The organism is Pseudomonas sp. VE 267-6A (genome assembly GCF_024126555.1).
Lineage (GTDB): Bacteria > Pseudomonadota > Gammaproteobacteria > Pseudomonadales > Pseudomonadaceae > Aquipseudomonas > Aquipseudomonas palmensis.
The window spans coordinates 56,062-78,497 of record NZ_JAMYBY010000014.1 but is presented as its reverse complement, the minus strand read 5'-3'; the positions used below and the strand labels follow the sequence as shown (position 1 = coordinate 78,497).

Sequence of the window (22,436 nt, the reverse complement as noted above, 5' to 3'; positions counted from 1 at the left end):
TCTGCGGCCGGCACCCCACCTCCCCCTTGCCCACTGCTCGCTGAGGCCTGCCCATGGATTTCTCGATACTGGCGTTTCTTGCCCAGGACGGCCTGACCACGGGCGCGATCTACGCACTGGTGGCGCTGGCCCTGGTGCTGGTGTTCTCGGTGACGCGCACCATCCTGGTGTGCCAGGGCGACTTCGTCACCTACAGCGCCCTGACCCTGGCCACCCTGCAGCTGGGCCTGATGCCCGGCACCGTGTGGCTGCTGCTGGGCTGCTCGCTGGCCGCCTGCGCACTGGACTGCACCGACGCCGCACGGCGCCGTCAATGGCGCCGGCTGCCGGGCCTGCTGGCGCGCTACCTGAGCCTGCCGCTGCTGTTGTGGGCGGTGCTGGGCAACCTCGACCTGGCGAGCCTGCCGGCGCTGCTGCAGATTCTGCTGACCCTGGCCCTGGTCACGCCGCTGGGGCCGTTGCTGTACCGCCTGGTGTACCAGCGGGTGGCCGAGACCTCGGTGCTGTTGCTGTTGATCGTGTCGGTGGCGGTGCATATCGCGCTGGTGGGCGTGAGCCTGCTGATGTTCGGCGCCGAGGGCGTGCGCACCGAAGCCCTGGCCGAGTCGGTGTTCATGCTCGGCGAGCTGCCGGTGGGCCTGCAGAGCCTGCTGGTGATCGGCAGCGCGCTGCTGCTGATCGGCCTGCTGTATGCCTTCTTCGGCCACAGCCTGTACGGCAAGGCGCTGCGTGCCACTGCGCTCAACCGTACCGGCGCGCAGCTGGTGGGCATCCCCACCCAGCTGGCCGGCAAGGCCGCGTTCGGCCTGGCCGCGCTGATCGGCGCGATCTCCGGGGTACTGATCGGCCCGCTGACCACGCTGTATTACGACTCGGGCTTTCTGATCAGCCTCAAGGGCTTTGTGGCGGCGATCTTCGGCGGCCTGGCCAGTTACCCGATAGCCGCGGCCAGTGCGTTTTTCGTCGGCGTGCTGGAGAGCTTCGCCAACTTCGGCGCCTCGGCCTACAAGGAGGTCATCGTGTTCACCGTGGTGATCCCGGTGCTGCTGTGGCTGTCGCTGAAAAACCCGCATCTGGAGGAGCAACACTGATGGCCCTGCGACTGATCCCCCTGTTGGCCCTGCTGCTGGTGGCGGGCCTGGCGCCGCTGGTGCTGCCCGCGTTTCACGTGACCCTGCTCAACTACATCGGCCTGTACAGCCTGGTGGCCCTGGGCCTGGTGCTGCTGACCGGCATCGGCGGCATGACCTCGTTCGGCCAGGCCGCATTCGTGGGCATTGGCGCCTACGCCAGCGCGGTGCTCACCACCCAGTACGGCCTGTCGCCGTGGCTGGGCCTGCTGGCGGGGCTGGCGATCACCCTGGTGGTGGCCACCAGCCTGGGCCTGCTGACCCTGCGCCTGGCCGGGCACTACCTGCCCATCGGCACCCTGGCCTGGGGCCTGGCGCTGTTCTACCTGTTCGGCAACCTGCCGGGCCTGGGCGGCTTCGGCGGCCTGCAGAACCTGCCGAACATCGAGCTGCTGGGCTGGCAGATCAGCGGCTCGGCCGATTTCGCCGTGCTGATCGGATTGTTGCTGGCGGCCAGCCTGTGGCTGCTCGACAACCTGCTGCACAGCCGCCAGGGCCGTGCCATCCGCACCCTCAAGGAATCGGCCGGGATGGCCGAGGCGATGGGCATCGATACCGCACGCAGCCGCCTGCAGGTGTTCATCATCGCCGCCCTGCTCGCGGCCCTGTCGGGCTGGCTGTACGCGCACCTGCAGCGGGTGGTCAACCCCACGCCGTTCTCGGTGGTGATGGGCATCGAGTACCTGTTCATGATCGTGCTGGGCGGCGTCGCCAGCCTGTGGGGCGCGCTGCTGGGCGCAGCGTTGCTGACCCTGATCAAGCAGGTGCTGCAGGACGTGCTGCCGCAGCTGTTCGGGCACGCCGACAACGTCGAGATGATCTTCTTCGGCGTGCTGGTGATCCTGGTGCTGCAGTACGCCCGCGGCGGCCTGCTGCCGGTGCTGCGCAGCGTGCTGCCGGCCAGCCGCCCGCGCACCCTGGTGCTGGATGACGCGCCGGCCCTGCCCCGGCGCAGCATGCCGGCGGCCGGCAAGCCGCTGATGGTGGCCCAGGGGCTGCTCAAGCAGTTCGGCGGGCTGGTGGCCAACAAGAACATGGGCCTGTCGGTGAATGCCGCCGAGGTGACCGCGCTGATCGGCCCCAACGGCGCCGGCAAGTCGACCCTGTTCAACCTGCTGTCGGGGGTGCTGACGCCCAATGCCGGGCAGATCACCTTCAACGGCCAGCGCATCGAAGGCCTGTCGCCGCGCGCCATTGCCCACCTGGGCGTGAGCCGCACCTTCCAGCACGTGCGCCTGCTGGGCGAGATGAGCGTGCTGGAGAACGTCGCCCTCGGCGCCCATGCCCGGGGCAAGGCCGGGCTGCTGCGCTCGATGCTGCACCTGGAACGCAAGGAAGAAGCCGCCCTGCTCGCCGAGGCCACGCGTCAGATCCAGCGGGTGGGCCTGGGCGAATACCTGCACACCCCGGCCGGCAGTCTGCCGCTGGGCCAGCAGCGCATCGTCGAGATCGCCCGCGCGCTGTGCAGCGACCCGTTGCTGTTGCTGCTCGACGAACCCGCCGCCGGCCTGCGCCATGGCGAGAAACAGGCGCTGGCGCAACTGCTCGAGCAGTTGCGTGGCGAGGGCCTGGGCGTGCTGCTGGTGGAGCACGACATGGAGTTCGTGATGGGCCTGGCCGACCACATCGTGGTGATGGAATTCGGCCAGCCCCTGGCCAGCGGCACCCCGCTGCAGATCCAGCAGAACCCTGCGGTGCTGGCCGCCTACCTCGGAGGTGTCGAATGAGTCGCCTGCTGGATGTGCGCAACCTGTCGATCAACCACGGCAAGGTCGAGGCGGTACGCAACCTCGACCTGCACCTGGAGGAAGGCCAGATCGTCAGCCTGATCGGCCCCAATGGCGCCGGCAAGACCACCCTGATGGCGGCGCTGATCGGCCTGCTGCCCTGCCAGGGCCAGGTGACCTACGCCGGCCAGGCGTTGCTGGGCCACCACGACGTGGCCCAGCGCATCAACCAGGGCATGGTGCTGGTGCCCGAGAGCCGCGAGCTGTTCGGCCTGATGAGCGTGGAGGACAACCTGCGCCTGGGCGCCTTCAGCCGCCACCGGCGCGGTTTTCGCGACCATCAGCAGACCCTCGACGAGGTGTTCGGGCTGTTCCCGCGCCTGCTCGAACGGCGCCAGCAGGCCGCCTGCACGCTCTCGGGGGGCGAGCGCCAGATGCTCGCCATCGGCCGCGCGCTGATGGCCAAACCGCGCCTGCTGATGCTCGACGAACCGAGCCTGGGCCTGGCGCCGCGGGTGATCGGCGAGATCTTCACCATCTTCGACACCCTGCGCCAGAGCGGCGTGTCGATCCTGCTGGTGGAGCAGAACGCCCGCGCTGCGCTGAAGATTTCCGACTACGGCTACGTGCTGGAGGTCGGCGAAATCGTGCTTGAAGGCGACGCCCAGGCGTTGGCCAGCAACCCCCGGGTGGTCGAAAGCTACCTGGGCCGCGCACCCGCGCCCACCGCCACCACGGAGGTGATCAGCGCTACCGGCACGTAGCGCCCCGCAGCACTTGCCACACCCATAAAAACAATATCAGGAGCTTGCATGAAACCGATTCTTCCCTTGCTGTTGCTGGCCACGCTGTCGACCGCTGCACAGGCCGACATGACCGTCGGCGTGATTCTCTCCACCACCGGCCCGGGGGCCTCGCTGGGCATCCCCGAGCGCAATACCGTGGCGCTGCTGCCCAGGGAGATTGCCGGGCAGGCCGTCAAATACGTGGTACTGGACGATGCCAGCGACAGTACCGCCGCGGCCAAGAACGCGCGCAAGCTGGTCAGCGAGCACAAGGTCGACCTGCTGATCGGCTCGACCACCGTGCCCACCTCGGCAGCAGTCGCGCAGATCGCCAAGGAGAGCCAGACCGCGCAGATCGCCCTGGCACCGTTCAGCCCCGCCAGCGGCGAGCAGAGCTGGATCTTCACCATCGCCCAGACCAACACCCTGATGGCCCAGGCGCTGATCGAGCACATGCAGCAGAACGGTGTGAAGACCCTCGCCTACATCGGCTACAACGATGTGTGGGGCGAAGACTGGCACAAGGTGCTCAGCGAAATGGCGCCGGCGGCAGGCATCACGCTGGTGCGCGACGAGCGCTTCAACCGCACCGACTCGTCGGTCAGCGGCCAGGCGCTGAAGGTGATGAGCAGCAAGCCCGACGCGGTGCTGATCGGCGCCACCGGCACCCCGGCGGCGCTGCCGCATACCGAGCTGCGCCGGCTGGGCTACAAGGGCACCGTGTACCACACCCACGGCGCGGCCAACAGCGCGTTCCTGCGCATCGGCGACAAGGCGCTCAACGGTGCGATACTGCCGGTGGGCCCGGTGGTGGTGTGGGACAAGCTGCCCGCCAGCCACCCCTCCAAGGCCATCGCCAGCCAGTACGCGCAGGACTACCAGGCCAAGTACGGCGACAACAGCCTGTCGCCGTTCGGCGCCTACCTGTACGACGCCATGCTGCTGGTGCAGGCGGCCACCCCGGCGGCGCTCAAGGGTGCCGAGCCCGGCACCACGCAATTTCGCCAGCAACTGCGCGACCAGCTGGAGCAGACCCGCGACGTGGTCGGCACCCATGGCGTGTACAACCTCAGCGCCACCGACCATTTCGGCCATGACCAGCGCGCGCGTGCACTGGTGAGCGTGCAGGACCAGCAATGGGTCCTGCTGCATGCCCCTGAATAAACCCCCACAACAATAATAAAAAAGGCAGATCCATGAGCACTCTGAAACGGGTCAACACCACCCTCGCCCTCGGCACCCTGTGCGGGCTCAGCCCGGCACTGCTGGCCCAGGGTTTCATCGAAGACAGCAAGGCCACCCTGACCGCGCGCAACTACTACTTCGACCGTGATTACAAGGGCGAATCGGCGCAGTCGGCGACGCGCGAATGGGCCCAGGGCTTCATCCTGCGCTTCACTTCCGGCTACACCCCGGGCACCGTCGGCTTCGGCCTGGATGCCCAGGCCATGCTGGGCCTGAAACTGGACTCCAGCCCCGCGCGCACCGGCACCGGGCTGCTGCCGTTCGACCCCAGGGACCGCGACCCGCGCGACGATTACTCGGAGCTGGGCCTGACCGGCAAGGTCAAGGTCTCCAGGACCGAACTGCAGGCCGGCACCCTGGCACCGTTTTCGCCGATCCTGTTCGCCAGCCCCACGCGCCTGCTGCCGCAGACCTTTCGCGGGGTGCAGTTCAAGTCCCAGGACATCGACAACCTGACCCTCAGCGGCGGGCGCCTGGACCGCATGAACCAGCGCGATTCCACCAACTACCAGAAGATCACCGTCGCCGCGCCCAACCGGCGCTTCAATGGTGCGGCCGAGTCGGACAGCTTTACCTATGGCGGCGGCGACTATCAGTGGTCCGAGCAACTGGTGCTCAAGTACTACCATGCGCAGCTGGAGGACATCTATCGCCAGGACTACGTCGGCTTCGTCGACAACCGTGCGGTGGCGAACGGGCGCCTGAAGACCGATGTGCGTTACCACATCAGCGGCGAGGACGGCCCGGCCAGGGCCGGCAAGGTCGACAACCGTACCTTCGGCGTGATGAGCACCTACAGCCTGGGCGCACACAGCCTGGGGCTGGGCTACATGCAATTGAGCGGCGATACGGCGATGCCGTACATCGCCGGGTCCGAGCCGATGGTGGTGAGCGAGGGCGCATTGAGCAGCGAGTTCCTCAACCCCAAGGAGCGTACCTGGCAGGTGCGCTATGACTACGACTTCGTCGCCCTGGGCGTACCGGGGCTCAAGGGCATGCTGCGTTACCTGGACGGCAGCCGCATCGAATTGCCGAATGCGCTGGGCGGCAGCGGGCGCAGCGAGAGCGAGAAGGACATCGAGTTGTCGTACGTGGTGCAGAGCGGCACGTTCAAGAACGTTGCATTGCGGTTGCGCCATGCGTGGTACCGCAATGACTTTGCCTCGACTGCGGCGTTCAGGGATGACAACGAGCTGCGGGTGAACGTGGATTACACCGTGGCGCTTTGGTAACGCGCTGGCATCGTGTGTAGATGAAAAACGCCCCGGCTTGCCGGGGCGTTTTGCATTCCAGGGTGGCCATGACAGTCCGATTGTCTTGCAGTGCCTGGTCAGGCCTCTCGCGGGTCAAGCCCGCTCCCACAGTCTTGCGGTGCGTCCAAAATGCTGGCGTGGCGGGTGAGATCCTGTGGGAGCGGGCTTGACCCGCGAAGGGGCCCTCACAATTTACCCCGTAACCACCTGCCCCACCTGCTCCTCCAGCTGCTGCGCCAACGCCCTCAACTCATCACACGACTGGCGCGTCTGCTCGATGGTGCGCGCGCTCACCGTCGAGGCGTCGTGGATGCGCGTGACGCTGCGGTTGATACCGTCTGCCGTGGCCGCCTGCTGCTCCGCCGCACTGGCAATCTGCAAGGTCATCTGGCTCACCGTGGACGCCGACGCATCGATCAACGCCAGCGCCTGCCCCGCCCGCGCCGAGGCGGCCACCGGCTGCTGCGCCGACTCGACGTTGGCGCCGATCTGCGCCGCCGCCTGGCTGGCACCGGCCTGCACGCGGTTGATGATCTGCTGGATCTCCAGCGTCGACTGCTGCGTACGCCGCGCCAACGTGCGCACCTCGTCCGCCACCACCGCAAAGCCACGCCCGTGCTCACCTGCACGCGCCGCCTCGATGGCAGCATTCAACGCCAGCAGGTTGGTCTGCTCGGCAATCGCGGTGATCACGTCCAGTACGCGCCCGACACTGCCCGAGTCGGTGGCCAGTTGGTCCACCACGCTGCGGCTGTGCTCCAGCGCCTCGGCCAGCGCACCAATCGCCTCACCGGCATCGCGCACCGTGGCACTGCCGGCCGTGGCCTGTTGCTCGGCATCGCGGGTGGCGCTGGCGGCGACGCTGGCATTGTGCGCCACGTCCTGCACGGTGCTGACCATCTCGCTCATGGCCGTGACCACGCTGTCGGTCTCCAGTTGCTGGGCCTGCATGCTGCGCTGCGCCGCCTCGGTGATCTGCCCCAGGCTGTCGCTGGTGCTGGAGATGCGCTGGCTGGCCTTGGCCATGCTGCGGGTGACGCGGTGCGCAGCCTCCACCAGGCGGTTGAAGCTGTGCGCCACCTGAGTCAGCTCGTCGAAGCCGTCGGTGGGCAGGCGCAAGGTCAGGTCGGTGTGGCCATCGGTGGCGCGGGCCAGCGCCTGCACGGTGTGGTTGAGCGGCCGGGTGATGCTGCGAATCAGCAGCCAGGCGCACAGCGCCATGCCGAGCAACGCCACCAGCACCAGCAACGCCGGCATGCGCAGCACCGTGTTCACTTCGTGGCGCACGTCCTGCGGGTGGATGCCGCTGGCCAGCACCCAGCCCCAGGGCTTGAACAGCACCACCTCGGACACCTTGAATTCCGGCGCCTGCCCGGCTGCCCGCGGGAACCAGTACTCGACCGTGCCGCGCCCCTGGGCCACGGCCCGGTCGATCATTTCACGGGCGAACGGCTTGCCGTTGACGTCCTTGAAATCGGCCTGCGACTTGCCCACCAGGGCGGGTGCCTTGGGGTGCATGAGCATGCGGTGCTGCAGGTCGAGGATCAGCAGGTAGTTGTCGCCCAGGTAGCGAATGCGGCTGACCATTTCTGCCGCCTGGCGCTGCGCCTCGGCGCGGCTCAGGTGGCCTTCCTCGGCCTGCTTCTCATAATGCGCCAGCAGGGTGGATGCGGTGTCCAGCGCAGTGCCGACACCGGCCATCTTCTCCTGCAGCAGGCTGCGTTGCAGGGTCAGCCCCAGCCAGCCACTGAGCAACACGACAAACAGGGTGATACCGATCACCAGCACGGTGATGCGGGTGCTGATACGCAGATGTCTCAACCCGATCATAGGGGGCAATACCTCATTTTATTGTTATGCACGACGGCGCAAGGCGCACCGCGCACAAACATACACTATTGTATTTTAAAATGAAGATTGACCCGCTTCTAATATGTCATTTACCTCTTACAAAAAGATTCAGATATGTATTCGATCAGTAGGCGAATGCAGCCCGGTGCTTGCGCACGAAATCCACCCAGCGCACCGGCTCGCGGCCGGTGATGGCCTGGAAGTTGTCGAACACCTGGTCGACCCCGGGGATGGTGCCGACGGCCATGCGCGTGAAGTTGTCGTGCACGCAGCTCATGTAGGCCATCTCGGCGCCGGCGGCGCGCATGTTTTCGAGAAACACGTCGGGTGATTGCGCGTCATAGCGAAACGGCTGGCCGAGTACCTCGCTCATCACCTGTGCCACCTCGTCGTAGGACTTCACGTCGTAGCCCAGGCGGTAGGTCTGCCCGGCATGGCGCTGCGGGTGCAGCAGGGCCTGCGCCGCCACCCGCGCCACGTCTTCGCCGTCGACCCAGCTGAACCGCGTGTGGCCGGTGTACTGTTCGATCACGCCGTTGCGCACGGCCTGGGTGCCGTCGTAGCTGAGCAGGTTCTGCATGAAGCACTCCGGGCGCAGGTGGGTGAAGCTGAAGCCGCACCATTGCACATAGCGCTCCACGAACTGGTGCCAGGCCCAGTGGCCGATGGTGGCGTCGTCATCGCCACAGGCCCCCAGGTGCACCACGTGCTGCACCCCGGCGTGGCGTGCGCGGTCGAGAAAGGCCTTGCTCTGGCGCAGCATGTCGACGCTGTAGCCGGTCACCAGCAGCACCCGGTCGACGCCCTGCAGGGCCGGCGCCAGGGTGTGCTCGTGGTCGAAGTCCATGATCACCGTGCGGATGCCACGGGCCTCGAAGGGCTGCGCCTTGGCCGGCGAACGCACGGCGGCCACCAGTTCGATGGTGTCGTCGCCTTGCAGAAAGCGCAGGGTGTCGCCGCCGATCTGGCCGGTGGCGCCGGTGATGAGGACGGTGGGCTTGGTGTCGTGCATGGTCGCAACCTGTTGTGCAGTAGAGGTTGAATCAGGCTACTCGGGAACAAACGGCGTATTGGCGATATGTTTTACCGGGTAAAGTGACTGCAATTCATCAATGGGGTGGGCACATGTATTCTTCGGAACGCCTCAAGGGCATCGACGTGTTCGTCTGCGTGGCCGACCTGGGCAGCTTCAAGGCCGCGGCCGAGCGCCTTAACCTGACCGGCTCGGCAGTCAGCAAGAGCGTCGCGCGGCTCGAGGCGCGGCTGCACACGCGCCTGTTGGCACGCACAACACGGCGCGTGGCGCTGACCGAAGCCGGGGCGGCGTTCTATCGCACCTGCACCGGCGTGCTGGCCGAGCTGGAAGAGGCGGAGCTGGCGCTGAGCACCCAAGACGCCGAGCCACGCGGCCGGGTACGCATCGACCTGCCGGCGGCCTTCGGGCGCCTGCACGGGCTGCCGGCGATTCTGGCCTGCGTGCGCGAGCATGCGCTGCTGATGCCGCACGTGACCTTCTCCGACCGCTTCGTGGACCCGGTCGAGGCCGGCATCGACCTGTTCGTGCGCATCGGCGGGCCGCAAAGCTGGCCGGCGGCGGTGGGGCACCATTACCTGGGCTCGCAGCGCGTGGTGTTCTGCGCCGCCCCCGCGTACCTGGAGCGTCATGGCGAGCCCGGCAACGAGCTCGAACTGGAACGCCACAGCTGCATCGTGTACGGGCTCAATGACGGCATGGTCGGCCCGTGGCACTTCCCTACCGCCCGCCCCGGGCATACCGAGCGTCGGATCATGCCGGCACGCATGGCGGTGGGCGATGCCGAGGGCCAGGTGGCCGCAGTGCTGGCCGGGCATGGCATCGCACAGCTGCCGACCTGGCTGATTCGTCGTCAGCTGGAAGACGGCAGCCTGGTACAGGTGCTGGCGCCGCTGGCCACCGACGGCCTGCCGATTCACCTGGCGTGGCTCAAGAGCCGGCAGGCGCAGCCCAAGGTCGCGACGCTGCTGACGCACCTGCGCCAGTGCCTGTCGGGGGACGGTTTCGAGCCGCCGTCGCCGTCATCGTGTGGCAACGCGTCGCGCTCCCGAGCGAACGTTTCCAGATAATTCGTATACCATATCCCTAAATCCCCTCGAATGATTGCCACCGTGAACCTACCCAAACTCAACGCGCCGGACCTGGGCAACACGCCCTCCACGTCCGAGATCATCACCCGGCACCTGCGCGATGCCATCGTGGCCGGGCACTTCGACGAAGACGAGCCAATTCGCCAGGACGACATCGCGCGTCAGTTCAACGTCAGCAAGATCCCGGTGCGCGAGGCGCTCAAGCGGCTTGAGGCCGAGGGGCTGGTGATGTTCCAGCGCAACCGGGGGGCGATGGTCACGCGCTTGTCGGACTTCGAGCTGGCGCAGATGTTCGAGGTGCGCATGTTGCTGGAGGACAAGGTGTTGCGCCTGGCCATCCCGAACATGACCGAGGCCACGTTCGAACAGGCCGAGCGCATCTGCCAGGAGTTCATCGGCGAGAACGATGTGGGCCGCTGGGCGCAGTTGAACTGGGAGTTGCATGCGTGCCTGTACGAGCCGGCGCAGCGACCGTTTCTGGTGAGCATGATCCGTTCGGTGAACGACAAGCTGGAGCGGTACCTGCGCATGCAGATGAGCCTGTCGGCGGGCAAGGAGCGTGCCGACCACGAACACCGCGAGATCCTCGATGCATGCCGGGCGGGTGATGTGGAGCGCGCGGTGGGCTTGCTGGATGAGCATATTGCGGGGGTGTGCGAGACCTTGCTGGAGCACTTGCCGATGGCCAAGCCCCACCCCGGTCTGGAGCCGGGCCAACAAGGCTGATCTCTCAAAACCCCCAGGCCATGGCGCGTTGCAACAGTTCGGACAGGTCATGGCCCTATGCCGATTTCGTCATCCACACCGCGCAATTCCATCAAGACGCCACCCCCCACCAACCGCCACCCTTGCGTCCATACCCCCAACGGACGCGCCCCATGAAACGCATCACCGTGATCGACTCCCACACCGGCGGCGAACCCACGCGCCTGGTCACCGCAGGCTTCCCCGACCTGGGCCACGGCAGCATGGCCGAACGCAGGCAACAGCTGGCCGAACACCACGATCAGTGGCGCGCCGCCTGCATGCTCGAACCCCGCGGCAATGATGTGCTGGTGGGCGCACTGCTCTGCGAACCGGTCGACCCCAGCGCCTGCGCCGGGGTGATCTTCTTCAACAACACCGGCTACCTGGGCATGTGCGGCCACGGCACCATCGGCCTGGTGATCTCGCTGGCCCACCTGGGCAGGATCGGCCCCGGCACCCACACCCTCGAAACCCCCGTGGGCAACGTGCAAGCCACCCTGCACGACGACCACTCGGTCAGCGTGCGCAATGTACCCGCCTACCGCTATCGCCACGCCGTCAGCGTGCAGGTGCCCGACATCGGCGAAGTGACCGGCGATATCGCCTGGGGCGGCAACTGGTTCTTCCTGGTGGCCGAGCACGGCCTGCGTATCAGCGGCGACAACCTCGACGCGCTCACCGCCTACACCGTGGCCGTGCAGCAGGCCCTGGAAGATCAGGGCCTGCGCGGCGAGGACGGCGGCCTGATCGATCACGTCGAGCTGTTCGCCGACGACCCCGACGCCGACAGCCGCAACTTCGTGCTGTGCCCCGGCAAGGCCTATGATCGCTCGCCCTGCGGCACCGGCACCAGCGCCAAGCTGGCGTGCCTGGCCGCCGACGGCAAGCTGCAACCGGGCCAGATCTGGCGCCAGGCCAGCGTGATCGGCAGCCAGTTCGAAGGCTCGTTCGAAACCGCAGGCGATCGCATCGTGCCGACCATTCGCGGCCGCGCGCATATCAGCGCCGAAGCCACGCTGATCATCGAGCAGGACGACCCGTTCGCCTGGGGCATCCGCCTGTGACCCAGGGCCTGGCCGCCGATGTGATCGTGGTGGGCGCCGGCATCATCGGCGCGGCCTGCGCCAAGGCCCTGGCCCGGCGCGGCCTCGACGTGCTGGTGCTGGATGCCGGGCTGCCCGGCGCCACCGCCGCCGGCATGGGCCACCTGCTGGTGCTGGACGACAACCCCGCCGAACTGGCCCTGAGCCAATACTCGCTGCAACGCTGGCGCGACATTGCGCGCAACCTGCCCGAAGGCTGCGCCTACCGCAGCAACGGCACCCTGTGGCTGGCCGCCAACGCTGAAGAAATGGCCGTGGCCGAGCACAAGCATGCCAACCTGCGCGCCCATGGGGTGATCTGCCAGCTGGTCGGCGCACCTCGATTGCGCGAACGCGAACCGCTGCTGCGCGAAGGGCTGGAGGGCGGCCTGCTGATCGAGGACGACGGCATTCTGTATGCCCCGGCCACCGCACGCTGGATGCTCGACCAGCCGCGCATTCGCCAGCGCCAGGCACGGGTCGCCGAGGTGGATGGCGCCCGCGTGCGCCTGGACGACGGCCAGTGGCTGGCCGCCACGGCCGTGGTGCTGGCCAACGGTATCCAGGCCACCGAACTGTGCCCCGAACTGCCGATACAACCCAAGAAGGGCCACCTGCTGATCACCGACCGTTACCCCGGCCAGGTCACCCACACCCTGGTGGAACTGGGCTACGTGACCAGTGCGCACAACGCCAGCGGCCCGTCGGCCGCGTGCAATATCCAGCCGCGACCTACCGGCCAGCTGTTCATCGGTGCCTCACGCCAGTTCGGCACCACCGACCCGCAGGTGGAAGGCTGGATGCTTGCCAGGATGCTCAAGCGCGCCACCGAATACGTGCCGGCGCTGGCCCAGCTCAATGCGATTCGCGCCTGGACCGGCTTTCGCGCCGCCAGCCCCGACGGCCTGCCGCTGGTGGGCCAGCACCCGCAACGCCCCGGCCTGTGGCTGGCGGTGGGGCATGAAGGGCTGGGCGTGACCACGGCCCCGGCCACCGCCGACCTGCTGGTGGCGCAACTGTTCGACGAACACCCGCCCCTGGCCGCACAGGCCTACCTGCCACAGCGTTTTCTCGGAGAACCGACCCATGCCTGAACTGACCCTGGACGGACGTGCCCTGCGCGTGGCCGAAGGCACCAGCGTGGCCGCTGCACTGGCCCTGGCTGGCGACGGCTGCACGCGTACCTCGGTGAGCGGCCAGCGCCGCGCACCGCTGTGCGGCATGGGCATCTGCCAGGAATGCCGGGTGAGCATCGACGGCCGGCGCCGCCTGGCCTGCCAGACCCTGTGCCGCGACGGCATGCAGGTGGAGACCCGCGCATGAGCGCCCATGCCGACGTGCTGATCATCGGCGCCGGCCCGGCCGGCCTCAATGCCGCACTGGCCGCTGCCCCCAGCGGTGCACGCATCGTGCTGCTGGACGACAACCCCTGGCCCGGCGGGCAGATCTGGCGCGACGGCCCGCAGGCCAGCGTGCCGACGCAGGCACAGCGCCTGCGCGAGCACGTGGGCGCCTTGAACAATGTGCAGCACCACCTGCAGACCCGCGTGATCGCCGCCACCGGCCCGCGCCAGTTGCTGGTGGAAGACGCCGAGCGCGGCTGGGTGATCGACTACGACACGCTGATCCTGTGCACCGGCGCACGCGAACTGCTGCTGCCCTTCCCCGGCTGGACCCTGCCCGGCGTGACCGGTGCCGGTGGCCTGCAGGCACTGATCAAGGGCGGCCTGCCGGTGCGCGACCAGCGCGTGGTGATCGCCGGCAGCGGCCCGCTGCTGCTGGCCAGCGCTGCCACGGCGCGGCACAACGGCGCGCAGGTGGTAGGCGTTGCCGAACAGGCAACCCGCGGCGCGGTGGCGGGTTTTGCCGCACAACTGCCGCGCTGGCCAAACAAGCTGCTGCAAGCGTTCGGCCTGTTCGACCGCCACTACCGCACCGACAGCCATGTGGTGGAGGCACTCGGCACCGAGCGCCTCGAAGGCGTGCGCCTGCGCCAGCACGGCAAGCTGGTCGAGCTGGCCTGCGAGCGCCTGGCCTGCGGCTTCGGCCTGATTCCCAACAGCCAGCTCGGCCAGGCCCTGGGCTGCACACTCCATGGCCAGGCGCTGGCCGTGGATGCGTGGCAGGCCACCAGTGAGCCGGGCCTGTTCGCGGCCGGGGAATGCACTGGTTTTGGGGGCAGCGAACTGGCGCTGGTGGAAGGCACCATTGCCGGGCTGGCGGCCGTGGGCGACCGCCAGGGCGCCGCCCGCCACTGGCCGCAGCGAGCGCGCTGGCAGGGCTTCGCCAAGGCGCTCAACCACGCCTTCGCCCTTGCCCCGCAGCTCAAGCAACTGGCGCGCCCCGACACCCTGGTATGCCGCTGCGAGGACGTGCCCTACAGCAAGCTCGCCGGCCAGCGTGACTGGCGCGAGGCCAAGCTGAGCAGTCGCTGCGGCATGGGCGCCTGCCAGGGCCGGGTGTGCGGCGCCGCAGCGCAGCACCTGTTCGGCTGGCAGCCCTCGGCGCCGCGCCCGCCGTTCAGCCCGGCGCGCATCGAGACCCTGCTGTGCCTGGACGACACCCCGCCCGCATGAAACGCAGCCCGGGGCTTTCGAGGCGGGCGCCGGATCTCTATGATCCCGAAGGTGCCCACCAGACCGTCAGCGCCATGTACGTATCGCTCAACAGCTTCCAGCCCTGCGACCTGCCCAGCCTGCTGAGCAGCCTGCAGCCGATCGCGCCGCTGCTCGATACGCTGAGCGACGTGGTGTTCTTCATCAAGGACATCCAGGCCCGCTACGCCTTCGTCAACCACACCCTGGCGCGGCGCTGCGGCTTCAGGCACAGCCACGAGCTGCTGGGGCTGACCGCCGACAGCGTGTTCCCCGAGCGCTTCGGCCCGCTGTACACCGCGCAGGACCGCCGCGTGCTCGACAGCGGCCGCGAGCTGGCCGACCAGCTCGAACTGCACCTGTACTTCGGCAACCAGCCGGTGTGGTGCCTGACCCACAAGCTGGCACTGTTCGACACCCAGGGCCAGATCGTCGGCCTGGCCGGCATCTCCCGCGACCTGCAGGCGCCCCAGGCCAGCCACCCCGGCTTCGATCGCCTGGCGGCGGTGGATGCGCACATTCGCGAGCACTTCGCACGGCCCGTGAGCCTGGCCGAGCTGACCGCGATTGCCGGGTTGTCTGCCGCGCAGCTGGAGCGCAACTGCAAGCGTGTGTTCCAGCTCACCCCGCGCCAGATGATCCACAAGGTGCGCCTTGAAGAAGCCTCGCGACTGCTGCACCACAGCGACCTGCCGATCACCGAGATCGCCCTGCGCTGCGGCTACACCGACCACAGCGCGTTCAGCCGCCAGTTCCGCGCCCTCACCAGCCTGTCGCCAAGCCAGTACCGCGATACCCGCCGCTAGACGCGGTGTGTTCCTTAAGGGTGCGCCGCCGCACCCACTGCTCCCATATGTAACACCGCCGGCACCGGGCAGCGTTTCCTGCGCACCGCCCGCCTGCCCTGCCGGATTCAACGCAAGTCCTCTGGCTCAAGGGCCGCAAAGCAATTGCATCGCGCGGGCAAAAACAGGCACGCGCATTGCTATAAAAATATCGTATACGAAATTCACAATACGCCCGCTACCAGCACCTTCCGACAAACGAGGCTTCCATGAAAAACCCCGCTTTTGTTGTAGCTCTCAGCGCTGTGCTCAGTACCTCCTTCATCGCCACCGCCCAGGCCGACAAGCTCGATGACATCATCGGCTCCGGCAAGCTGCGCTGCGCCGTGACCCTGGACTTCCCGCCCATGGGCTTTCGCGACGACGCCAACAAGCCGGCCGGCTTCGACGTCGACTACTGCAACGACCTGGCGAAGGTCCTCGGGGTTGATGCCGAGATCGTCGAGACGCCGTTCCCGGACCGTATCCCGGCGCTGGTCTCGGGGCGGGCCGACGTGATCGTGGCGTCCACCTCCGACACCCTGGAGCGGGCCAAGACGGTCGGCCTCACGGTGCCCTACTTTGCCTTCCAGATGGTCGTGCTGACCCGCGACAACACCGGCATCAACAGCTTCGACGACATCAAGGGCAAGGCCCTGGGCAACACCAGCGGCACCTATGAAGCCATCGCGCTGGAGAAGGACGTGAAGCAGTGGGGCAGCGGCAGTTTCCGCGCCTACCAGTCGCAGAACGACACCATCCTGGCCGTGGCCCAGGGGCACATCGATGCCACCGTGGTGACCAACACCGTGGCCGCCGCCACGCTCAAGTCGGGCAAGTACAAGAACCTGAAGATCGCCGGCAACGCACCCTACGTGATCGACTACGTGTCGCTGGGAGCCAAGCGCAACGAGTACGGCCTGCTCAACTACCTCAACCTGTTCGTCAACCAGCAGGTACGTAGCGGCCGCTACAACGAGCTGTTCGTCAAATGGGTAGGCACCGATATCCCGCCGACCGACCTGACCGTGCCGAAGGTCTACTACTGAGGTGCCCGGCATGCCCAGCCCTTCCACTGCCCTGAACGGGCGTAGCCTGGTCGATGGCGCGGCCAGTGGCGAGTTGCTGTTCGCCGACATCGGCCTGAGTTTCTGGGGCGGTGTCGACGCCTTCAGCGGCGAGGTCATCGACCGCCATCACCCGCTCAGCGGCGCACACCTGGCCGGCCGCGTGCTGGCCATTCCCAGCGGGCGCGGCTCGTGCACCGGCAGCAGTGTGATGATGGAGCTGATCAGCAACGGCCATGCACCGGCGGCACTGGTGCTGGCCGAGCCGGATGAGATCCTGACCCTGGGCGTGCTGGTGGCGCAGTTGCTGTTCGGGCGCTCGCTGCCGGTGCTGTGCATCGGCCAGCAGGCCTTTGCCGCCCTGCGCGGCAAGGCCTTCGCGCAGGTGCAGGGCGAGCGCCTGGTGCTGTTCGACCAGGCCCCCGCCGAGGCGCTGCCGGCAGCCCCGGCCAGCTCGCCGGCGGCGACGCGCCCGACCACCCTCACCCTTACCGACCACGACCAGGCCTTGCTCGCGGGCGACCTGGGCAAGGCCGCGCAGGTGGCGATGCAGATCGTGCTGCGCATGGCCGAGCTGCAGGGCGCACACAGCCTGGTGGACATCAGCCAGGCGCATATCGACGGCTGCATCTACACCGGCCCCGCCAGCCTGCGCTTTGCGCAGCAGCTGGTGCAGTGGGGCGCCAGGGTGCGGGTGCCGACCACCCTCAACTCGATTTCCGTGGACCAGCGCCGCTGGCGCGAACTGGGTATCGACGCGGCGCTGGGCGAACCTGCCAGTGCGCTGGGCGATGCCTACATGGCGATGGGCGCGCAGATGAGCTTTACCTGCGCCCCCTACCTGCTCGACGGCGCGCCGAAGCTCGGCGAGCAGATCGTGTGGGCCGAGTCCAACGCCGTGGTGTACGCCAACAGCGTGCTCGGCGCGCGCACCCTGAAGTACCCCGACTACCTGGATATCTGCATCGCCCTGACCGGCCGCGCGCCGCTGATCGGCTGCCACCTGGAGGCCCAGCGCAAGGCGCGGGTGCAGATCGACCTGCCGGCGCTGACCCAACTGGACGATGCGTTCTACCCGCTGCTGGGCTATCACATCGGCGCCATGGTCGGCAGCCAGATCCCGCTGGTGAAAGGCCTGGAGCGTTTTGCCCCGACCCACGACGACCTCAAGGCCTTCGGCGCCGCGTTCGCCACCACCTCGGCGGCGCCGCTGTTCCATATCGCCGGGGTCACCCCCGAAGCGCTGGACCCGGCCCAGGCAGTCAGCGCGGGCGAGGTGCTGCCGGTAAAACGCATTGCCCTGGCCGACCTGCTGGTGAGCTGGCGCGAGCTGAACAGTGCCCGTGACAGCCAGGTGGACCTGGTGTCGCTGGGCAACCCGCACTTCTCCCTGGGCGAGTTCGCGCACCTGGCACAGCTGTGCCGCGGGCGCACACGCAACCCGGCGGTCAGCCTGGTGATCACCTGCGGCCGTGCGGTGCTGGAGCAGGCCCGTGACGCCGGCCACCTTGCCCCGATCGAAGCCTTCGGCGCGGTGCTGGTGACCGACACCTGCTGGTGCATGCTCGGCGAGCCGGTGATCCCGCCCGCCGCCCGCACACTGATGACCAACTCGGGCAAATACGCCCACTACGCCCCCGGGCTGGCGGGCCGGGCGGTGCATTTCGCCAGCCTTGGCGAGTGCGTCGAGGCCGCCTGCACCGGCAGCGCCAGCGGTCGCCTGCCGGCCTGGCTGCAACCGGCCGCCCCACAGGAGAGCCCCGCGCATGTTTGACTACACCTTCCAATGGCGCTCGGCCCTGCGCGCCCTGCCCGACATGCTGGCCGGTGCCTGGGTCACCTTCGAGACCGCCGCGCTGTCGATGATCTTCGGCGTGCTGATCGCCCTGGCCTTGACCGTGATGCGTGAAGCGCAGCAGCCGGTGTTGCGCGGCATCGGCAATGCCTGGGTATCGATTGCGCGCAACACCCCTTCGCTGTTCCAGATCTACATCCTGTACTTCGGGCTTGGCTCGCTGGGGCTGCACGTGAGTTCGTGGTTCGCGCTGCTGGCCGGCATCACCTTCAACAACGCCGGGTACCTGGCGGAGAACTTTCGCGGCGGGCTCAAGGCAGTGCCGACCACGCAGATGCGCGCGGCACGCTCGCTGGGCATGAGCGCGTTCCAGGCCTACCGCATGATCATCGTGCCGCAGCTGCTGCGGGTGGTGTTCTACCCCTTGAGCAACCAGATGGTGTGGGCGGTGCTGATGACCTCGCTGGGGGTGATCGTGGGGCTCAACAACGACCTCACCGGCGTGACCCAGGACTACAACGTCAAGACCTTCCGCACCTTCGAGTACTTCGCCATTGCAGCGGTGCTGTATTACCTGATCGCCAAGCTGATCGTCGCGGTGGCCCGGCTGATGGCCTGGCGGCTGTTCCGTTACTGAGGAGCTGTCCATGTTTTCTACAAGCTTTACCTGGAACGACATGCTGTTCCTGCTCGACGGGGCCTGGGTCACCCTGCAGCTGACCTTCTGGTCGATCATGCTGGGCTCGGTGGCCGGGCTGGTGTTCGGCCTGCTGCGTGCGCTGCTGCCACGCGCCAGCCTGCCGCTGGCCTGGGTGCTGGATGTGTTTCGCAGCGTGCCGCTGCTGATCCAGTTCGTGCTGTTCAACTCGTTCAAGAGCATCGTGGGCCTGAACATCAGCGCCTTCAGCGTGGGCTGCATCGTGCTGGGGGTGTACGCCGCGGCGTACTTCACCGAGATCGTGCGCAGCGGTGTGCTGGCGGTGCCGCCCAGCGTGCGCCGGGCCAGCCGGTCGCTGGGCCTGAGCTACCTGCAGGACCTGCGCTGGATCGTGCTGCCGATGGCCTCGCGGGTGGCCTTTCCGGGCTGGCTGAACCTGGTGCTGAGCGTGATGAAGGACACCGCGCTGGTGATGTGGATCGGCATCGTCGAATTGCTGCGCGCCTCCCAGACCATCGTCACACGGATTCAGGAACCCCTGCTGGTGCTGTGCATCGCGGGCCTCATCTATTACGTCATGAGCCTGGTGGTCGCACGCCTGGGCGCCCGACTGGAAAGAAGGTGGCAAGAAAATGATTGAGATCGACAACGTACACAAATCCTTCGGCGACCTGGAAGTGGTCAAGGGCGTGAGCCTGACGGTGAACAAGGGCGAGGTGGTGTCGATCATCGGCGGTTCGGGCTCGGGCAAGTCGACCCTGCTGATGTGCATCAACGGCCTGGAGCCGATCCAGAAGGGCAGCATTCGCGTGGACGGCATCGAGGTGCACAACCGCGCCACCGACCTCAACCGCCTGCGCCAGAAGATCGGCATCGTGTTCCAGCAGTGGAATGCCTTCCCGCACCTGACGGTGCTGGAGAACGTGATGCTGGCGCCGCGCAAGGTACTGGGCAAGAGCCGCGAGGAAGCCGAGGCGCTGGCGATCCAGCAGCTGACCCACGTGGGGCTGGGCGACAAGTTCAAGACCTTCCCCGGCAAGTTGTCCGGTGGCCAGCAGCAGCGCATGGCGATTGCCCGGGCGCTGGCGATGTCGCCGGACTACATGCTGTTCGACGAGGCCACCTCGGCGCTCGACCCGCAACTGGTGGGCGAAGTGCTGGACACCATGCGCATGCTTGCCGAAGACGGCATGACCATGGTGCTGGTGACCCACGAGATCCGCTTTGCGCGGGATGTGTCGGACCGGGTGGCGTTCTTTCGCAACGGGCTGGTGCACGAGATCGGCTCGCCGGACCAGGTGATCGGCAACCCGCAGCAGCCGGAGACGGCGGCGTTTCTCAAGTCGGTGAAATAGCTTCAGACCCCTTCGCCGGCAAGGCCGGCTCCTACAGGGTTCTGCGCAGCCTGTAGGAGCTGGCTTGCCAGCGAAGGCCACACCATCAATCAGGAGCCAGGCAATGCGTTCATCAAAGGTGATTCATGTAGTCAGCTGCCACGCCGAAGGCGAGGTCGGCGATGTGATTGTCGGTGGCGTCGCGCCGCCACCGGGCGACACCCTGTGGGAACAGTCGCGCTGGATCGCGCAGGACGACACCCTGCGCAATTTCGTGCTCAACGAACCGCGTGGCGGCGTGTTCCGCCACGTCAACCTGCTGGTGCCGCCCAAGAACCCGGCCGCGCAGATGGGCTGGATCATCATGGAGCCGGCCGACACCCCGCCGATGTCCGGCTCCAACTCGCTGTGCGTGGCCACGGTGCTGCTCGACAGCGGCATCCTGCCGATGACCGAGCCGCAGACCCGCCTGGTGCTCGAAGCCCCCGGCGGCCTGATCGAGGCCGTGGCCGAATGCCGGGACGGCAAGGTTCAGCGCGTGGAGGTCAGGAACGTGCCCTCCTTCGCCGACCGCCTGGACGCCTGGATCGAGGTCGAGGGCGTGGGCTCGCTGCAGGTCGACACCGCCTATGGCGGCGACAGTTTCGCGATTGTCGATGCCCAGCGCCTGGGCTTTGCCATTCGCCCCGACGAGGCCGCCGACCTGGTGGAGGTGGGTCTGAAGATCACCCGCGCCGCCAACGAACAACTGGGTTTTGTGCACCCGCTCAACCCCGGCTGGTCGCATATCTCGTTCTGCCAGATCGCCGCGCCCATCGTGATGGAGAATGGCGTGGCCACCGGTGCCAACGCGGTGGTGATCCAGCCCGGCAAGATCGACCGCTCCCCCACCGGCACCGGCTGTTCGGCGCGCATGGCAGTGTTGCAGGCCAAGGGCCTGATGCAGGTGGGCGAACGCTTCATCGGCCGTTCGATCCTGGGCTCGGAGTTCCACTGTCGCATCGATTCGCTGACCGAAGTGGCCGGCCGCGCCGCCATCTACCCGTGCATTTCGGGGCGCGCCTGGATCACCGGTACCCACCAGTTGCTGCTCGACCCCGCCGACCCATGGCCACAAGGCTACCGACTGTCGGACACCTGGCCCGGTGCCTGATCGCTAAGCCCTTGATTCACAAACCCTAAGCAGAAAGACCAGCAAAAACCCCGAAATAACGCTGGTCTGCTTCACACACATAAAATATCGTATACGAAATACTAACAACCACCGGAGACAACCAATGAGCAAGCGCATCAACTGGAGTGGCGTGTTCCCTGCGGTCACCACCCAATTCAACGACGACTTCTCCATCAACCTGGAAAAAACCCACCAGGTGATTTCCAACGTGATCCGCGACGGCGTGTCGGGCCTGGTGGTGTGCGGCTCGGTGGGCGAGAACACCTCGCTGACGGCCGAAGAAAAGATTGCCGTGACCGAAGTGGCGGTGGATGCCTCGCGTGGGCGTGTGCCGGTGATCTGCGGCGTGGCCGAGTTCACCAGCGTGCAGGCCGCCAAGGTGGCCAACGCGGTGCGCAAGGTGGGCGTGGACGGGGTGATGCTGATGCCGGCACTGGTGTACGGCTCCAAGCCGTTCGAGACCGCCGAGCACTACCGTTACGTGGCCAAGCATGCCGACGTGCCGCTGATGGTCTACAACAACCCGCCGATCTACAAAAACGACGTGACCCCGGACATCCTGATTTCCCTGGCCGACTGCGACAACGTGGTGTGCTTCAAGGATTCCTCCGGCGACACCCGCCGTTTCATCGACGTGCGCAACGAGGTGGGTGACCGCTTCGTGCTGTTCGCCGGCCTCGACGACGTGGTGCTCGAAAGCATCGCGGTGGGCGCCGAGGGCTGGGTGTCGGGCATGTCCAACGTGTTCCCCAAGGAGGGCGAGACGATCTTCCGCCTGGCCAAGGCCGGACGCTTTGCCGAGGCCATGCCGATCTACGAGTGGCTGATGCCGATCCTGCACCTGGATGCCCGCGCCGACCTGGTGCAGTGCATCAAGCTGTGTGAAGCCATTGCCGGTCGCGGCAGCGCGCTGACCCGTCCACCGCGCCTGGCCCTGCCAAAGGACGACCGCGAGTTCGTCGAGCAGATCATGGCCAAGGCCCTGGCCAATCGCCCTGAACTGCCGGATGTCGGCCTCTGAGTGAGTGCCGGGCGGGCCTCTCTGC

Annotated in this window: 21 protein-coding genes; 19 read left to right on the top strand and 2 right to left on the bottom strand. The window is 67.2% G+C overall.

Translation table 11 applies throughout. The features are described 5' to 3' along the window. Positions 1–53 precede the first annotated feature (53 nt). The 5 genes from NJH59_RS17525 to NJH59_RS17505 are packed head-to-tail and all read left to right on the top strand — an operon-like array spanning position 54 to position 6,119. Positions 54–1,091 (top strand): branched-chain amino acid ABC transporter permease, encoded by a 1,038-nt coding sequence (locus NJH59_RS17525; protein WP_043861071.1) that lies wholly within the window; start codon positions 54–56, stop codon positions 1,089–1,091. Next, a complete protein-coding gene (locus NJH59_RS17520) occupies positions 1,091–2,857 on the top strand; it encodes an ATP-binding cassette domain-containing protein (RefSeq protein WP_253087090.1) in 1,767 nt (588 codons plus the stop codon). Before NJH59_RS17525 ends, NJH59_RS17520 begins: the two co-directional genes overlap by 1 nt. A gap of 5 nt (positions 2,858–2,862) precedes the next feature. Beyond that, a complete protein-coding gene (locus NJH59_RS17515; RefSeq protein ID WP_253087111.1) occupies positions 2,863–3,621 on the top strand; it encodes an ABC transporter ATP-binding protein in 759 nt (252 codons plus the stop codon). A 48-nt stretch (positions 3,622–3,669) separates the two neighbouring features. Further along, complete coding sequence (locus NJH59_RS17510) at positions 3,670–4,806, top strand: ABC transporter substrate-binding protein (protein WP_253087089.1); 1,137 nt, start codon at positions 3,670–3,672, stop codon at positions 4,804–4,806. A 32-nt stretch (positions 4,807–4,838) separates the two neighbouring features. Then, on the top strand, positions 4,839–6,119 hold the full coding sequence (locus tag NJH59_RS17505; protein WP_054916110.1) for an OprD family porin: 1,281 nt from the start codon (positions 4,839–4,841) through the stop codon (positions 6,117–6,119). A gap of 213 nt (positions 6,120–6,332) precedes the next feature. On the opposite strand, the gene NJH59_RS17500 is transcribed toward NJH59_RS17505, so the two are convergent. Together NJH59_RS17500 and NJH59_RS17495 are read right to left on the bottom strand one after the other, a co-directional pair. After that, positions 6,333–7,970 (bottom strand): methyl-accepting chemotaxis protein, encoded by a 1,638-nt coding sequence (locus tag NJH59_RS17500; protein WP_043861067.1) that lies wholly within the window; start codon positions 7,968–7,970, stop codon positions 6,333–6,335. 145 nt (positions 7,971–8,115) lie between these two features. Further along, a complete protein-coding gene (locus NJH59_RS17495; protein WP_253087088.1) occupies positions 8,116–9,003 on the bottom strand; it encodes an SDR family oxidoreductase in 888 nt (295 codons plus the stop codon). 113 nt (positions 9,004–9,116) lie between these two features. On the opposite strand from NJH59_RS17495, the gene NJH59_RS17490 reads away from it, so the two are divergent. From NJH59_RS17490 to NJH59_RS17425, 14 genes are all read left to right on the top strand, one after another. Next, positions 9,117–10,094, top strand: a complete 978-nt coding sequence (locus tag NJH59_RS17490; RefSeq protein WP_088515457.1) for a LysR family transcriptional regulator — start codon at positions 9,117–9,119, stop codon at positions 10,092–10,094. Between the two features lie 42 nt (positions 10,095–10,136). Beyond that, complete coding sequence (locus NJH59_RS17485) at positions 10,137–10,841, top strand: GntR family transcriptional regulator (protein WP_058541363.1); 705 nt, start codon at positions 10,137–10,139, stop codon at positions 10,839–10,841. 152 nt (positions 10,842–10,993) lie between these two features. Beyond that, positions 10,994–11,926 (top strand): 4-hydroxyproline epimerase, encoded by a 933-nt coding sequence (locus tag NJH59_RS17480; RefSeq protein WP_253087087.1) that lies wholly within the window; start codon positions 10,994–10,996, stop codon positions 11,924–11,926. After that, positions 11,923–13,038: an FAD-dependent oxidoreductase gene (locus NJH59_RS17475; protein ID WP_317618625.1), complete on the top strand. Its 1,116-nt coding sequence runs from the start codon at positions 11,923–11,925 to the stop codon at positions 13,036–13,038. The genes NJH59_RS17480 and NJH59_RS17475 overlap by 4 nt, the downstream gene beginning before the upstream one ends. Then, on the top strand, positions 13,031–13,267 hold the full coding sequence (locus NJH59_RS17470) for a 2Fe-2S iron-sulfur cluster-binding protein (protein ID WP_043861063.1): 237 nt from the start codon (positions 13,031–13,033) through the stop codon (positions 13,265–13,267). The genes NJH59_RS17475 and NJH59_RS17470 overlap by 8 nt, the downstream gene beginning before the upstream one ends. Beyond that, entirely contained in the window at positions 13,264–14,520 is a 1,257-nt protein-coding gene (locus NJH59_RS17465) for an FAD/NAD(P)-binding oxidoreductase (protein ID WP_253087086.1), read from the top strand. Before NJH59_RS17470 ends, NJH59_RS17465 begins: the two co-directional genes overlap by 4 nt. A 74-nt stretch (positions 14,521–14,594) precedes the next feature. Next, complete coding sequence (locus NJH59_RS17460; RefSeq protein WP_253087109.1) at positions 14,595–15,344, top strand: AraC family transcriptional regulator; 750 nt, start codon at positions 14,595–14,597, stop codon at positions 15,342–15,344. A 248-nt stretch (positions 15,345–15,592) separates the two neighbouring features. After that, positions 15,593–16,411 carry a transporter substrate-binding domain-containing protein gene (locus NJH59_RS17455; RefSeq protein WP_043861060.1) on the top strand — a complete coding sequence of 273 codons (819 nt, stop codon included), beginning with the start codon at positions 15,593–15,595 and terminating at the stop codon, positions 16,409–16,411. Positions 16,412–16,421: 10 nt separating this feature from the next. Continuing rightward, positions 16,422–18,203, top strand: a complete 1,782-nt coding sequence (locus NJH59_RS17450; protein ID WP_253087085.1) for an aconitase X — start codon at positions 16,422–16,424, stop codon at positions 18,201–18,203. Beyond that, on the top strand, positions 18,196–18,861 hold the full coding sequence (locus tag NJH59_RS17445; RefSeq protein WP_043861058.1) for an amino acid ABC transporter permease: 666 nt from the start codon (positions 18,196–18,198) through the stop codon (positions 18,859–18,861). The genes NJH59_RS17450 and NJH59_RS17445 overlap by 8 nt, the downstream gene beginning before the upstream one ends. Positions 18,862–18,871: 10 nt before the next feature. Further along, positions 18,872–19,522, top strand: coding sequence for an amino acid ABC transporter permease (locus NJH59_RS17440; RefSeq protein WP_043861057.1), 651 nt, complete (start codon positions 18,872–18,874; stop codon positions 19,520–19,522). Beyond that, positions 19,515–20,237 (top strand): amino acid ABC transporter ATP-binding protein, encoded by a 723-nt coding sequence (locus NJH59_RS17435; RefSeq protein ID WP_054916116.1) that lies wholly within the window; start codon positions 19,515–19,517, stop codon positions 20,235–20,237. Before NJH59_RS17440 ends, NJH59_RS17435 begins: the two co-directional genes overlap by 8 nt. A gap of 103 nt (positions 20,238–20,340) precedes the next feature. After that, entirely contained in the window at positions 20,341–21,369 is a 1,029-nt protein-coding gene (locus tag NJH59_RS17430) for a proline racemase family protein (RefSeq protein ID WP_054916117.1), read from the top strand. A 124-nt stretch (positions 21,370–21,493) separates the two neighbouring features. Then, entirely contained in the window at positions 21,494–22,411 is a 918-nt protein-coding gene (locus NJH59_RS17425; protein WP_043861054.1) for a dihydrodipicolinate synthase family protein, read from the top strand. Positions 22,412–22,436: the final 25 nt, after the last annotated feature.

What these genes read in the sequence shown, in the direction of transcription:
- NJH59_RS17490 (WP_088515457.1), top strand. Translation starts at nt 9,117, where the DNA reads ATGTATTCTTCGGAACGCCTCAAGGGCATCGACGTGTTCGTCTGCGTG.
- NJH59_RS17440 (WP_043861057.1), top strand. Translation starts at nt 18,872, where the DNA reads ATGTTTTCTACAAGCTTTACCTGGAACGACATGCTGTTCCTGCTCGAC.
- NJH59_RS17430 (WP_054916117.1), top strand. Translation starts at nt 20,341, where the DNA reads ATGCGTTCATCAAAGGTGATTCATGTAGTCAGCTGCCACGCCGAAGGC.
- NJH59_RS17510 (WP_253087089.1), top strand. Translation starts at nt 3,670, where the DNA reads ATGAAACCGATTCTTCCCTTGCTGTTGCTGGCCACGCTGTCGACCGCT.
- NJH59_RS17495 (WP_253087088.1), bottom strand. Translation starts at nt 9,003, where the DNA reads ATGCACGACACCAAGCCCACCGTCCTCATCACCGGCGCCACCGGCCAG.
- NJH59_RS17525 (WP_043861071.1), top strand. Translation starts at nt 54, where the DNA reads ATGGATTTCTCGATACTGGCGTTTCTTGCCCAGGACGGCCTGACCACG.
- NJH59_RS17445 (WP_043861058.1), top strand. Translation starts at nt 18,196, where the DNA reads ATGTTTGACTACACCTTCCAATGGCGCTCGGCCCTGCGCGCCCTGCCC.
- NJH59_RS17450 (WP_253087085.1), top strand. Translation starts at nt 16,422, where the DNA reads ATGCCCAGCCCTTCCACTGCCCTGAACGGGCGTAGCCTGGTCGATGGC.
- NJH59_RS17460 (WP_253087109.1), top strand. Translation starts at nt 14,595, where the DNA reads ATGTACGTATCGCTCAACAGCTTCCAGCCCTGCGACCTGCCCAGCCTG.
- NJH59_RS17455 (WP_043861060.1), top strand. Translation starts at nt 15,593, where the DNA reads ATGAAAAACCCCGCTTTTGTTGTAGCTCTCAGCGCTGTGCTCAGTACC.
- NJH59_RS17425 (WP_043861054.1), top strand. Translation starts at nt 21,494, where the DNA reads ATGAGCAAGCGCATCAACTGGAGTGGCGTGTTCCCTGCGGTCACCACC.
- NJH59_RS17435 (WP_054916116.1), top strand. Translation starts at nt 19,515, where the DNA reads ATGATTGAGATCGACAACGTACACAAATCCTTCGGCGACCTGGAAGTG.
- NJH59_RS17465 (WP_253087086.1), top strand. Translation starts at nt 13,264, where the DNA reads ATGAGCGCCCATGCCGACGTGCTGATCATCGGCGCCGGCCCGGCCGGC.
- NJH59_RS17520 (WP_253087090.1), top strand. Translation starts at nt 1,091, where the DNA reads ATGGCCCTGCGACTGATCCCCCTGTTGGCCCTGCTGCTGGTGGCGGGC.
- NJH59_RS17505 (WP_054916110.1), top strand. Translation starts at nt 4,839, where the DNA reads ATGAGCACTCTGAAACGGGTCAACACCACCCTCGCCCTCGGCACCCTG.
- NJH59_RS17500 (WP_043861067.1), bottom strand. Translation starts at nt 7,970, where the DNA reads ATGATCGGGTTGAGACATCTGCGTATCAGCACCCGCATCACCGTGCTG.
- NJH59_RS17470 (WP_043861063.1), top strand. Translation starts at nt 13,031, where the DNA reads ATGCCTGAACTGACCCTGGACGGACGTGCCCTGCGCGTGGCCGAAGGC.
- NJH59_RS17480 (WP_253087087.1), top strand. Translation starts at nt 10,994, where the DNA reads ATGAAACGCATCACCGTGATCGACTCCCACACCGGCGGCGAACCCACG.